Below are 11,674 nucleotides of genomic sequence, written 5' to 3' on the forward strand. Positions count from 1 at the left end.
TCGAATCGCCCTCGCAGAGGGCGTATCGAGATCCACCACCCTCGGACGACGACGCGTGCAGACCCCTTCTGACGAACGCGGGTCTCGATACGCCCCTGCGGGGCTACTCGACCAACGGGCGGGCGGCCGAGCAGGCGCCTATTCACCCCGAAGCGTCCGGCTTCAGGCCCTGGCCCCACGAGGCGAACGGGTGATTCGCGTGTCAGCGAATCGCCCTAGCCGTTCGCACGACGCTCCACCCGCGCAACCACCTCGGAAAGCCGACCGCGCCGAGCCGGGCAGGGACCGGCTCGGACGACGGCACAGCCCGACCGCGCCGAGCCGGGCAGGGACCGGCTCGGAAGACGGCACAGCCCGACCGCGCCGAGCCGGGCAGGGACCGGCTCGGACGACGAAGGGGCGGGCCCGCAGGCCCGCCCCTTCGTCGCAGTTCACACAGCGCCGTAGTGCATCGACAGGTAGTTGCGGAGCAGGGCGCGGCTCTCGTCGATGAAGCGCTGGTCGCCCTGGGGGTCCATCAGGAAGGCGCGCGTGAGCATCGCGTCGGCGACCTCGACCGTCACCTCGAGGCGGAACGAGAGCTGGGCGCCGCCGGGCAGGCCGTACTCGGACGCGAGGATCTCGGCGAAGCGCCGCGCGAAGAAGCCGGCCTCGAAGGCCTCGCCCGCCACCTCCGGCGCGTGGATCGTGTCGACGAAGCGGATGGAGCGGAAGCCGGGCTCGGTGCGGTGCATCTCGCAGAACGCGTCGACCGCGCAGTCGACGGCACCCCACCAGTTGGCGGGGTGCGTCTCGCGGATCTCGGTGATGACCTTCTTGCGGAAGCGCTCGAGGGCACGCTCCCGGAGGGCCTGGAGCACGGCGATGCGGTCCGGGAAGTAGCGGTAGACGGTGCCGATCGCGGCGCCCGCGCGCTCGGCGACCATCGCCGTCGTCAGGCGGTCGAAGCCGACCTCGTCGACGACGGCCGCGGCGGCGTCGAGCAGGGAGGCGAGGCGCGCGGCGCTGCGGACCTGCACGGGCTCGTTCCGGACCTGGGGGGATTCGCCGAAGGGTCGGTCGACGAGATTTCCAAGAGGCACGGCAGGCTCCTTCGGTGACGGTTCCTACAATCGTACGCAGGCGGACGCGACCTCCGCGTCCATTCGCCGAACGTCTCTCGCGTTTCCTGCCCCCGGAAGGGCGGCGGGAACGCGGACCCCCACCGTGCCAGGAGGACCCATGTGCGGACGCTTCGTCCTCTCGCAGACCACCGCCGATCTCGTCGCGCTGTTCGACATCGACGACCAGGGTCCGGACCTCCCCGAGCCCTCGTGGAACATCGCGCCGACCCAGCGGATCCCGGTGGTCGCCGAGTCGATGAAGGGGGTCGAGGAGGGCGAGCCTCCGCGCCGGCGCCTCGCGGCCGCGCGCTGGGGTCTGGTCCCCCGCTCCGCGGCGGATCCGTCGGCGGGCGCGCCCCTCTTCAATGCGCGCATCGAGTCGGTGGCGGAGAAGCCCGCGTTCCGCGAGTCCTACGCCGCGCGCCGCGCGATCGTGCCCGCCTCCGGCTGGTACGAGTGGCGCGTCGGGGCCGACGGGGTGAAGTCCCCCGTCTTCATCGCACCCGAGGGCGGGGCACTGGTGCTGTTCGCCGGCGTGTACGAGTGGTGGCGCTCGGCCGAGCCGGGGGCTCCCTGGCTGCTCTCGGCGACGATCCTGACCCGGCCGTCGGCGGGCACGGTGGCGGACGTGCACGAGCGGATGCCCGTGCTTCTCCAGCCCGAGCTCATCGAGGACTGGCTCGACCCGAACGCGGAGGGCGACGGCTCCCTGCTGCGCGCGGCGTCCGACGGAGCCGGCGAGCTGGCCGAGGAGCTCGATGTGCGGCCGGTGGGCGACGCCGTCGGGTCGGTCCGCAGCAACGGCCCGGAGCTCATCGCGCCGCTCTCCTCCTGACGCAGCGCTCGCGGGTGGAGGCTCCTGCGGGCGGAGGCTTCGGCGGGCGGAGGAGCATCTGCCAGACTGGGCGGATGCCGCTGACGCCTGAGAGCAAGCCGATGAGCGCCGGGGCGGCCGAGGTCCTGCACCGCGCCGCCCGCCTCGAGGACCGGATCCACGCGTTCCGGATGCGGCGGGTGAAGCGCAAGGGCTACGTCGCCCGGGTCATCCCGTACACCGGCTACGGGACGACCGTGCAGCTGAGGGTCCTCGCCCGCGTGCTCTACACCCGGCCGACCCCGCCCGGTGCCGACGAGGTGCGGCCGGTCGAGGGCGTCCGGGGCTGGCGGAGCTTCACCAGCGTCTTCGTGAACGGCGCGAAGGTGACGGTCGAGGTCGACGGCCAGCGTCACGAGATCATCGCCGACCGTGGCGGAGTCGTCGACGCCGACATCCCGATCACGCTCGACCCGGGATGGCACACGATCACCTTCCTCACCGCGGGCGCGACTCCGGTCGAGGCCCCCGTCTTCATCGCCAGCCCCGAGGCGCGCATCGGCCTCGTCTCGGACGTCGACGACACGGTGATGGTCACCGCGCTCCCCCGGCCGTTCATCGCGTTCTGGAACACGTTCGTCCTCGACGAGCACGCCCGGATGCCCACCCCGGGCATGGCCGTGTTCCTCGACCGGTTCGCCCGGCGGAACGAGGGCTCTCCTGTGATCTACCTCTCGACCGGGGCGTGGAACGTCGCGCCGGCGCTCACCCGGTTCCTCTCGCGGCACCTCTACCCGTCGGGCGCGCTGCTGCTCACCGACTGGGGGCCCACGCACGACCGCTGGTTCCGCAGCGGGAAGCAGCACAAGGAGGAGAACCTCCGCCGTCTCGCCGCCGAGTTCCCGGACGTGCGATGGCTCCTCGTCGGCGACGACGGCCAGCACGACGAGGAGATCTACTCCGACTTCGCGCACGAGCACCCCGACAGGGTCGCAGCGATCGCCATCCGGCAGCTGTCGACCGGTGAGGCGGTGCTCGCCGGTGGACGCTCGAAGGCGGCCGACCGCTCCGAGACGAGCGGCACGACCTGGGTGTACGCACCCGACGGCGCGGGCATCTCGGAGCAGCTGGCCGAGCTCGGCATCGTCTGAGCCCACTCCGGGCCGCGCCGGTCCTGCGAGCCGGAGGCGCTTCCGGCGGGAACGACGACGCCGCCCGGTCCCGGAGGGACGGACGGCGTCGTGGACGGAGCGGACTACGCCTGGTGCGCGGCCTGCAGGTCGAGGGTGATGGTGACCTTCTCGCCGATGAGCACGCCACCGGTCTCGAGGGCGGCGTTGTAGGTGAGACCGAAGTCGGTGCGGTCGATCGTCGTCTTGGCGGTCAGACCGGCCTTGTAGTTGCCGTAGGGGTCCGAGCCGAAGCCGCCGAACTCGACCTCGAACGTGACGGGCTTGGTGACGTCCTTGATGGTCAGCTCGCCGTCGACGAGGAAGTCGTCGCCGTTCGCGCGGACCGCGGTCGACACGAAGTGGATCTCGGGGTACTTCTCGGCCTCGAAGAAGTCGCCGGTGCGGAGGTGGCCGTCGCGGTTGGGCTCGTTGGTGTTGACGGAGGCGACCTCGGCGGTCGCCTCGACCTTGGAGTCGAGCGGGTTCTCACCGGTGGTGAACGTCGCGGTGAAGCGCTCGAACTTGCCCTTGACCTTGCTGATCATGAGGTGACGGACGCTGAAGCCGACCTCGCTGTGCGTGGGGTCGATGACCCAGGTGCCGGCCTTGTAACCGGGGATGGTGATCGTGTCCGTCATGATGTCTCCTCGAGAGTCGTCGTCGTGGGGAGTGCTCCCCGTCCGATACATGCAAGCGTATCGACGATCCGAGTATTCCATGTAGCGACAACCTTTTTTTGCGAGTTTTTCGCGTGCGAAGAACTCACCGCGGTCGGCTGTTGCAGGTCGTCCGGCCCCATGGAGCGGGGTGCGAGCGGCTCGATCAGGTGACGGTGTGGCAGGGACCGCGGCCGGGGCCGGCGGTGCTCCCGCTCCGCGCGCGTGATCGATCCGGCGGAGATGCACCGTTGCAGGCTGCTGGACGGTGATTCCGTGACGGATCGGATCGGGCGGGTCAGGCGCGCGACGGGTTGCGGATGCCGACCAGGGAGACGAGGCCGCCGCCGACGAGCAGGGCGGCGGTCGCGAGGGCGGCCCGGGCGAAGCCGCCCGCATCGAGGGTGTCGCCGACGATGAGGGAGGTGGCGGCGATGGCGACCAGGCCCGCGATGCGCGAGACCGCGTTGTTGACGGCGGAGCCGACTCCGCTGTGCTCGCTCGACACCGCACCGAGGATCGTCGCGGTCAGCGGGGCGACGGTCACCGCGAGGCCGAGACCGAACAGGACGATCCCGGGCAGCAGCCGGGTCAGGTAGTCGCCCGGCTCGCTCGCTCCGACCATCAGGAGGAATCCCCCGCCCGCGACCAGTGGACCGAGCCCCATGAACAACCGCGGGCCGAAGCGCGCCGAGAGCGAGCCCGCGTACTGCGACAGCAGGAGCAACAGGATCGTCGGCGGCAGCGTCGCCACTCCCGCGAGGGTCGCCGAGAAGCCGAGACCCTGCTGCAGGAACAGCCCGAGCGCGAAGAAGCCGAACGAGAGCGCGCCGTAGATCAGCGCGGTCGCCACGTTGCCCACGGTGAAGTTGCGCGTCGCGAACAACGACAGCGGCAGCATCGGATGCGGTGCGCGCCGCTCCCACAGCACGAAGGCGACGAGCGCCGCCACTCCGCCGATCAGGGCGGTGAGCACGAGCGGGTCGCCGAAGCCGAGCCGCTCCTGCTCGATGAGCGCGAAGACCGGACCGCCGAGCCCCACCACTCCGAGGACCGCACCGACGCCGTCGATCGGCACCCGGGTCCCGGAGTCGACGTGTCCGAGCCGCCGCAGCAGCACGAGCGTGACGGCGATCGGCACGACGTTCAGGGCGAAGACGTAGCGCCAGGAGCCGGCGTCGACCAGGAGTCCGCCGATGACGGGACCGGCGATCGTCGCGGTGCCGGTCCAGGCGGTCCAGGCACCGATCGTCTTCGCCTGGGCGGCGCCGCGCACCGTCGCGATGATCAGGGCGAGGGAGCTCGGGACGAGGATCGCCCCCGCCGCGCCCTGCAGCATCCGCGCCACGATCAGCACCTCGGCCGTCGGAGCCGCGGCGCACAGGAGCGACGTCACACCGAAGCCGATCAGACCGATGGTCATGCTCCGGGCGCGGCCGATGCGGTCGGCGAGGGATCCCGCCACCAGGATCAGCGCGCCGAGCGTGATCAGGTACCCGTCGACGACCCACTGCTGGGTGACGAGGCCGCCGCCCAGCTCCCGCGAGATCGCCGGGAGCGCCACGTTGACGACCGTGCCGTCGAGGAAGGCGACGAAGGAGGCGAGGACCGCCACGACGAGGACGGCGCGACGCCCCTTCTCCGCGGGGTCGACGTCGGCGCTCACTGCGGGTCCCGGCTCATCCGCTCACCGTACTCCGAGCGCCACGACAGGAGGCGGCGCCGCGGATCCAGACTCGTCGCCTACTCTCGTAGCCATGTCTGCGCAAGGAACCACCCGCGGCGGCATGCTCGCCCGCGTGCTCGCGATCGCCGGAGCGAGCATCGCCGGCGGTCTGCTGATCACCGTCGGCGTCACGCCCGCCCTCGCCGTCACCGGCCTCGCCGAGAACAACCCGATCGGTCTGTTCGAGACCGTGCCGGAGTACCTCGAGCTGGGCCAGCTGGCGCAGAAGACCGAGATCTACGCCAAGAACACCGACGGCTCCGACCAGCTGCTCGCCTCCTTCTACGCGCAGAACCGCGAGGAGGTGGCCTTCGACCAGGTCAGCCAGTTCGTGAAGGACGCCGCGGTCGCCACGGAGGATCCGCGCTTCTACGAGCACGGCGGAGTCGACCTGCAGGGCACGATCCGCGCGGTCCTCAGCAATGTGTTCGGCGGCGACCTGCAGGGCGGATCCTCGATCACGCAGCAGTACGTGAAGAACGTGCTCGTGCAGAAGGCCGAGTCGCTGAGCGACACCGACCCCGCCGCCTCCGAGGCCGCCTACGCGGAAGCGACCGCGACCACTCCCGAGCGCAAGCTCAAGGAGATGAAGCTCGCCGTCGACCTCGAGAAGAAGTACAGCAAGGACGACATCCTCCTGGGCTACCTGAACATCGCCGGCTTCGGCGGGCAGGTCTACGGGATCCAGGCGGCGGCCGAGTACTACTTCTCGACGACGGCCGCGAACCTCACGCTGGCGCAGTCGGCGAGCCTCATCGCCACGGTCAACAACCCCAACAACCTGCGCATCGACGTGCCCGAGAACATCCCCGAGAACAAGGTCCGCCGCGACTACGTCCTCGACCAGATGCTCCAGGAGGGGAAGATCGCCCAGGCCGACCACGACGCGGCCGTCGCGGAGGAGGTCGTCCCGGCGATCAATCCGATCCAGACCGGCTGCCAGACCGCCGGGAACGCGGCCTTCTTCTGCGACTACGTCACCCGGGTGATCCAGAACGACCCGGCCTTCGGCGACACCGAGAACGCGCGCTTCGCGAACTTCCAGCGCGGCGGCTACAAGATCTACACGACGCTCGACCGCGACCTCCAGGACGTCGCGACCTCGGCGACGAACCAGTGGGTCCCGAAGACGCCCGTCGACGACGTGAACATCGGCAGCGCGACCGTGTCGATGGAGGTCGGCACCGGGCGCGTGCTCGCCATGGTGCAGAACAAGGACTACGACGCCGCCGGCTCGGTCAACGGCGAGAACTTCTCGGCGATCAACTTCAACACCGACACCGCCTACGGAGGGTCGGCCGGGTTCCAGGTCGGCTCGACCTACAAGGTCTTCACCCTCGCGCAGTGGCTCGCGAACGGGCACACCATCTACGAGACCGTGAACGGCCGCGAGCGCACCTTCGAGGACTTCCCCGCCTCCTGCGCACCCGGGGGCGAGTGGAACGGCGAGTTCGAGGTCAACAACGACGAGAGCGAGAACGGGACCTTCAGCGTTCTCCAGGGCACCATGCGCTCGATCAACACGGTCTTCGTCGCGATGGCGCAGCAGCTGGACCTCTGCTCGATCCGCGACCAGGCGGCCGCGTTCGGCGTGAAGACGGCGTCCGGTGCGGAGCTGAGCTACTTCCCCTCGGCGATCCTCGGCTCGGCCGACCAGATCGCCCCGCTCTCGATGGTGACGGCGTTCGCCGGCTTCGCCAACAACGGCACGGCCTGCAGTGCGATCGCGATCGACTCGATCACCGACTCGGCCGGCGCCGCTGTGCCGCCTCCCGTCTCGACCTGCAACCAGGCGCTCTCCCCCGAGCTGACGGCGGTCGCGACGGACGCCCTCCAGGACGTCGTCACGGGCGGTACGGCCGCCGCGTCCGATCCCGAGGACGGCATCGAGCACATCGGCAAGACCGGGACGACAGACGAGGCGGTGCACACCTGGATGGACGGAGCATCGACGCGCGTCGCCACGGTCGTCTGGGTCGGCAACATCACCGGTGACGCCTCGATGCGGAACGTCCTCGTGCGGAACACCGAGTCCGGCACCCGCGCGTACGCCTCGAACCTCCGGCACTACATCTGGAACGCGGTGATGACCCGCGCCGATGAGAAGTACGGCGGAGACGACTTCGCCGAGCCCTCCAGCGCCCTGCTGAACGGACGCCAGGTCACCGTCCCGAACGTGACCGGCCAGTCGATCGACGACGCGACCGAGACCCTCGAGGACCTCGGCTTCGACGTCGAGGAGGGCGCGACCGTCGACTCCGCGGCAGCCGCCGGCACCGTCGCGGGCACCGATCCCGGTGCGGGGACGACCGCTCCGCGCTACTCGAGCATCACCCTGCTCGTGAGCAACGGCTCGCAGATGCCGGCACCCGCGACGCAGGCGCCCACGACGGCGCCGTCCGCGACCGAGACACCGGAGGCGACTCCCGCGCCGGCCGCCACGGAGACACCGGCCGTGACCCCGACGCCCACGTCGACCGGGGACGTCGAGGAGTGACCGGCTTCGACGGCTCGTTCCTCGGCCCGGTGGTCGGCCCGCTCCGCCCCGCCTCCGAGCGCGAGACCCGCGAGCTGCCGTACACGCACTTCGAGGTGCTGCTCGACCCCGAGCGGCGGCTGGCCCTGTCGACCGCGGTGAACATCGACGGCGCCCAGCTGGTCGAGCTCGGCCGCGGCGACGACTGGCACCTCGACGACCGCGTCCCCGCCTCCGAGCAGACGGGCCCCGAGGTCTACGCCCGCAACGACTTCGACCGCGGCCACCTCGTCCGCCGCCGAGACCCGGTGTGGGGCGAGCCGGCCGAGGCGCGCGCGGCGAACACCGACAGCTTCTGCTACACGAACGCGGCGCCGCAGGCGAGCGGCTTCAACCAGTCGAAGGAGCTGTGGCTCGGCCTCGAGACGCTGGTGCTCGACTACGCGCAGACGTGGCGCACCCGCCTCGACGTCTTCACCGGGCCCGTGCTCGCCGACGACGACCCGGTGTACCGCGGAGTCGGCATCCCGCGCCGGTTCTGGAAGATCGCGGCCTGGAGTCCCGACGGCGAGACCCTCGCGGCCAGCGCCTATCTCCTCGACCAGTCCGACCTCGTCGAGGGCATCACCCGCGAGGGCCTCGTGCCGCTGGGCGGGTTCCGCACCTTCCAGGTCGCCGTCTCGCAGATCGGCGAGCTGACGGGGCTGGACGTCGACGTGCTCGCGGCGGCGGACGTCCGCGGAAACGAGGGCCTGCGCCCCTCTCCGCCGCGCGAGCTGACGGCTCCGCAGGACGTCGCGGCCGGTCTCGCCGCCCGCTGATCCACAGGGGGTCCAGGATGGGGGCATGAGCTCCCCCGTCCTCGTCGAGATCGTCTCCGGTGCCGCACTGCTGCGTGATCCCGATGCGGGGCTCGTGCGCGTCGACGAGCCCGGCTACCTGCGGGGCGACGGCGTCTTCGAGACCCTGGCGGTGATCCACGGCCGGCCGCACGGGCTCGACGAGCACCTGCGCCGGCTCAGGGCCTCTGCGGAGGCGATCGGTCTGCCGCTCCCCGACGACGAGGCGTGGACCGCCGCCGTGGCGCTCGCGCTCGACGAGCACGACGAGGGCGAGGACCTCTCGGTGCGCCTGGTCGCCGGATGGCGCGACGCCGACGGGGCGCGCTGCACCGTCCGCGTCGAGCCGACCGCCGATTCCCGCGCCCTCCGCACGAGCGGAGTCGCGGTGGCCGTCCTCGACCGCGGATACGCGCGCGGCGCGACCGACGCGGCGCCGTGGCTGCTCGGCGGCGTGAAGACGACCTCGGGAGCCGTCACCCGCGCCGCTCTGCGCGAGGCCCGCCTCCGCGACGCCGACGACGTGGTCTGGCGCACGAGCGACAGCTGGCTGCTCGAGGGCGCGACGTCGAGCCTGGTGCTGCTGCTCGACGGTGCGCTGGTGACTCCCGATGCCGGCCGCGGCATCCTCGACGGGACGACGGTGGAGCGGGTGCTGGCGATCGGTGCCGACCGCGGCCTCGCCTCGGCGCGCCGCGCCCTGCCGGTCGCCGCCCTGACCGGGGCGGAGGCGGCCTGGCTCGTCTCGAGCACGCGTCGCGCGATCCCGATCCGGGCGGTCGACGGCACCCCGCTGGCGATCGACCACGCCCTCACCGCCGCCTTCGAGGCCGGCCTGCTCGCCGGCTGACACGGACGGCTCTGCGGTGGCAGTGAGGGAACCCCGAACCGTCGAGGCCGCCCGTGAGGGAGGGACCCCTCGACGGTCCGGGGTTCCCTCGGTGTCCCGTCAGGCCGCGGCCTCGAGGGCCCGGGCGGTGCGCGGGCCGACGCCGGCCGCCTCCGCGTCGCGCAGGTCGTCGACGGTGTCGACGTCTAGCCGCAGGGTGGAGGAGCGCGGCACGTCGACGGCCGTGCAGCCGGCCGCGAGATGACGCGCGAACGAGCCGGGGCCGAAGGCGGGCGTGACCGTCGTGCGGGCATCGAGGAGCAGCGCCGTGGTCCCCGTCCCCGCCCGGTCGGGAACGACGGCCGGCAGAGCGACGGGCGTGCGGAGCGCGCGGTCGAGATCGGCGGGCGCGAGCGCGGGAAGGTCGCCGGTGAGCGCGATGACGCGTGCCGACGGCCGTGCGGTCAGCGCGTGCGCCACTCCGATCGCCACGGCTGCGTTCAGGGTGCCGGGATCGGCGACCACGACGACGCCGGGATCGGCCGCGACCGCCCGGGCCGCCGCCTCCGCGTCGGAGGTGACGAGCACCAGTGTCGCGACGTCGTGCGCCGAGCGCACGGCCGCCAGAGTGTCGAGGAGGAACGCCTCGGCCAGCGCGGACCGCGCCTCGAGCTCCAGCCGCGTCTTCGACGAGCCGCGGCCCTTGAAGACGACGACGGCGCTCCAGCCGGTGCTCACCGCTCCCCCGCGGCGGCCCTGCCCGCTGCGAAGCCCTCGGCGTACGCCTCGTCGGCGCCGAGCCGGAACATGTCGTCGGGGCCGGTGCGGGTCAGCGTGCGCGCCCCGGGCGCGTCGAGCCCGGTCACGAGCCGCTCCAGCCCGCGGACGATCGCGACCGGGCGGCCGCTCGACTTGCCCTTCACCAGGTCGCCGAGCGCCGCGATCTCGTCGGCGACGGCCGGCATGGTGACGCCGAGAGTGCGCCCGAGCGCGTCGGTCGCTCCGCGGAGGTCGTCGACGACGTCGAGACCGGCCGCTCCGATCGCCGCGTCGGTCTGGCCCACGCGCCACGCCCGGCCCAGGGTGTCGCTGACGATCACGGCGACCCGGGCGCCGAGGCGCTCGCGCAGACCCGCGCAGAGGCGACGGGCCGAGTCGTCCGGATCCACCGGCAGGAGCAGCACCGTGCCGTCGGCGACGTTGCTCGAGTCGACGCCCGCCGCGGCCTGGACGATGCCGAGCCGGTTCTCGACGATGCGCGTGACGCCGTGGGCGTGCGCGCGGGTGGCGACGACGCGGACGGTCTCGGCGGTGATCGCGTCCTCGCGGTCCTCGGCGGCGACGAGCCTGCCCTCCGCCTTCGAGACGATCTTGCTGGTCACCACGAGGATGTCGCCGTCGATCGGGCGGTCCTCCTCGGCAGCCGAGGCGACGGAGGCGAGGATCAGCTCGAGGAGGTCGTCGCCGGGCACGACCTCGGGGATCCCGTCGAGGGTCCAGGCCTGCACTCGCGTCGCACTCACCCCTCCATTCTCGCGGGCGGTGAGGCGCTCACGGGACCGCGGGATCAGGAGGTGAGGAACGCGGCGACCGCGGGCGGCACGTACGGCGAGATGTCGCCGCCGAGGCTCGAGACCTGGCGGACGAGCGAGCTCGAGACGTGCGCGTGCGCGGGGTCCGGCAGGAGGAACACCGTCTCGACGTGGGCGAGGTTGCGGTTCACGATCGCCATCGGCGTCTCGTACGCGACGTCGACCTGCGAGCGGATGCCCTTGACGAGGACGCTCGCCCCGACGTCCGTGCAGTAGTCGACGAGGAGCCCCATGCTCCACGACGAGACGACGAACGACCCCTCGAGGCCCGCCTCCTCGATCGACTGCTCGATCAGCGCGACGCGCTGCGTGATCGGCAGGAGGGCGGTCTTGGCCGGGTTGTGCACGACGACGACGTGCAGCTCGTCGACGAGGCGCGCGGCGCGCTCGATGACGTCGAGATGCCCGAGCGTGACGGGGTCGAACGAACCGGGGACGACGGCGATGCGGACCATTCCGAAAGCGTA

General features: G+C 71.9%; 11 protein-coding genes. 5 read left to right on the forward strand and 6 right to left on the reverse strand.

Annotated elements, in window-relative coordinates; genetic code table 11:
* Positions 1-431: 431 nt before the first annotated feature.
* On the reverse strand, positions 432-1,082 hold the full coding sequence (locus GSU68_RS10755) for a TetR family transcriptional regulator (protein WP_159908162.1): 651 nt from the start codon (positions 1,080-1,082) through the stop codon (positions 432-434).
* A gap of 139 nt (positions 1,083-1,221) precedes the next feature.
* On the opposite strand from GSU68_RS10755, the gene GSU68_RS10760 reads away from it, so the two are divergent.
* Entirely contained in the window at positions 1,222-1,938 is a 717-nt protein-coding gene (locus tag GSU68_RS10760) for an SOS response-associated peptidase (RefSeq protein ID WP_159908164.1), read from the forward strand.
* Positions 1,939-2,012: 74 nt separating this feature from the next.
* Positions 2,013-3,068, forward strand: coding sequence for a phosphatase domain-containing protein (locus GSU68_RS10765; protein WP_159908176.1), 1,056 nt, complete (start codon positions 2,013-2,015; stop codon positions 3,066-3,068).
* 104 nt (positions 3,069-3,172) lie between these two features.
* Here GSU68_RS10765 and GSU68_RS10770 read toward each other — a convergent pair whose 3' ends face one another.
* Together GSU68_RS10770 and GSU68_RS10775 are read right to left on the reverse strand one after the other, a co-directional pair.
* Positions 3,173-3,727 carry a YceI family protein gene (locus GSU68_RS10770; protein ID WP_159908177.1) on the reverse strand — a complete coding sequence of 185 codons (555 nt, stop codon included), beginning with the start codon at positions 3,725-3,727 and terminating at the stop codon, positions 3,173-3,175.
* 316 nt (positions 3,728-4,043) lie between these two features.
* Positions 4,044-5,411, reverse strand: a complete 1,368-nt coding sequence (locus tag GSU68_RS10775) for an MFS transporter (protein ID WP_159908179.1) — start codon at positions 5,409-5,411, stop codon at positions 4,044-4,046.
* A gap of 91 nt (positions 5,412-5,502) precedes the next feature.
* On the opposite strand from GSU68_RS10775, the gene GSU68_RS10780 reads away from it, so the two are divergent.
* Genes GSU68_RS10780 through GSU68_RS10790 form a run of 3 tightly spaced genes read left to right on the forward strand, consistent with a single transcriptional unit; the run spans position 5,503 to position 9,636 of the window.
* Positions 5,503-7,968: a transglycosylase domain-containing protein gene (locus GSU68_RS10780; protein ID WP_159908181.1), complete on the forward strand. Its 2,466-nt coding sequence runs from the start codon at positions 5,503-5,505 to the stop codon at positions 7,966-7,968.
* Positions 7,965-8,768, forward strand: coding sequence for a DNA/RNA non-specific endonuclease (locus tag GSU68_RS10785; protein ID WP_159908183.1), 804 nt, complete (start codon positions 7,965-7,967; stop codon positions 8,766-8,768). The genes GSU68_RS10780 and GSU68_RS10785 overlap by 4 nt, the downstream gene beginning before the upstream one ends.
* A gap of 25 nt (positions 8,769-8,793) precedes the next feature.
* Positions 8,794-9,636 carry an aminotransferase class IV gene (locus tag GSU68_RS10790; protein ID WP_159908185.1) on the forward strand — a complete coding sequence of 281 codons (843 nt, stop codon included), beginning with the start codon at positions 8,794-8,796 and terminating at the stop codon, positions 9,634-9,636.
* A gap of 99 nt (positions 9,637-9,735) precedes the next feature.
* Here the strand turns inward: GSU68_RS10790 and cofC are convergent, their stop codons facing one another.
* From cofC to coaD, 3 genes are read right to left on the reverse strand one after another with little or no spacing between them, the layout of a single operon-like run.
* Entirely contained in the window at positions 9,736-10,353 is a 618-nt protein-coding gene (gene cofC / locus GSU68_RS10795; RefSeq protein ID WP_159908187.1) for a 2-phospho-L-lactate guanylyltransferase, read from the reverse strand.
* Positions 10,350-11,138 carry a coenzyme F420-0:L-glutamate ligase gene (cofE, locus tag GSU68_RS10800; protein WP_244259242.1) on the reverse strand — a complete coding sequence of 263 codons (789 nt, stop codon included), beginning with the start codon at positions 11,136-11,138 and terminating at the stop codon, positions 10,350-10,352. The genes cofC and cofE overlap by 4 nt, the downstream gene beginning before the upstream one ends.
* A 44-nt stretch (positions 11,139-11,182) precedes the next feature.
* Positions 11,183-11,662, reverse strand: coding sequence for a pantetheine-phosphate adenylyltransferase (gene coaD / locus GSU68_RS10805; protein ID WP_159908189.1), 480 nt, complete (start codon positions 11,660-11,662; stop codon positions 11,183-11,185).
* Positions 11,663-11,674: the final 12 nt, after the last annotated feature.

Origin of the sequence: Rathayibacter sp. VKM Ac-2759, from assembly GCF_009834225.1 — a bacterium.
Taxonomy (GTDB): domain Bacteria; phylum Actinomycetota; class Actinomycetes; order Actinomycetales; family Microbacteriaceae; genus Rathayibacter.

Coding starts and splice junctions, on each gene's coding strand:
- GSU68_RS10760 (WP_159908164.1), top strand. CDS start 1,222: ATGTGCGGACGCTTCGTCCTCTCGCAGACCACCGCCGATCTCGTCGCG.
- GSU68_RS10765 (WP_159908176.1), top strand. CDS start 2,013: ATGCCGCTGACGCCTGAGAGCAAGCCGATGAGCGCCGGGGCGGCCGAG.
- GSU68_RS10770 (WP_159908177.1), bottom strand. CDS start 3,727: ATGACGGACACGATCACCATCCCCGGTTACAAGGCCGGCACCTGGGTC.
- GSU68_RS10780 (WP_159908181.1), top strand. CDS start 5,503: ATGTCTGCGCAAGGAACCACCCGCGGCGGCATGCTCGCCCGCGTGCTC.
- GSU68_RS10790 (WP_159908185.1), top strand. CDS start 8,794: ATGAGCTCCCCCGTCCTCGTCGAGATCGTCTCCGGTGCCGCACTGCTG.
- coaD (WP_159908189.1), bottom strand. CDS start 11,662: ATGGTCCGCATCGCCGTCGTCCCCGGTTCGTTCGACCCCGTCACGCTC.